At 42.5% G+C, this 557-nt stretch carries 1 protein-coding gene; it reads left to right on the top strand.

Features of this window, described 5'->3' with window-relative positions; translation table 11 throughout:
• Positions 1-144: 144 nt before the first annotated feature.
• Positions 145-557 (top strand): hypothetical protein (locus NE623_RS14455; RefSeq protein ID WP_256273505.1); only part of this gene is annotated, 413 nt, incomplete at its 3' end.

Here is a 557-nt window from a genome sequence, read left to right as displayed (position 1 = left end):
ACGCCTTTTATGGCAAGAAAGCGATTATGTATCCCACGTTCCAAACTTTAATTGTACAGCGACAAAAATTATAAAAACAGTCTGTTTTTCTCTACATAATAACTATATAATTTGAGTATTCCAGATATGATGGAGGTTGTTATTGTGGATGATGGAAATCGACTGACCGTGTATGAACTTGTGGAAAGAGTTATCCCTTGCATCATTGCAAAGCACTATAGCGAAAACTATATTCAAGGCTTTCGTTCGACGTTTAGGAACTTGTTAGCGTACTGCAATAAAAATGAAAAGAAATATTTTACAGCGGAATTGGCTCAGCAGTTCATGCTGGATTGCTACGGTGTGCAGCCGGGAACAGTAGAACGGCGATGCTCACGAGTTCACCGTGCAATGGATTTGTTGTCAGACTACCAACATTTCAACGCGGTTATGCTTCGGCGGAGGTTGAATCGAGAGTTCCCTGCAGGACTGCAAGAAGGTGCGGTCAACTACTTGCAAAAGCTATCTCTCCACGGACGCAGGGAAAATACGCTGCGCAGCCACAGAAATGTTCTTCT

The organism is Gemmiger formicilis (assembly GCF_024462815.1).
Classification (GTDB): domain Bacteria; phylum Bacillota; class Clostridia; order Oscillospirales; family Ruminococcaceae; genus Gemmiger.
This window is presented reverse-complemented; position numbering and strand designations above follow the sequence as displayed.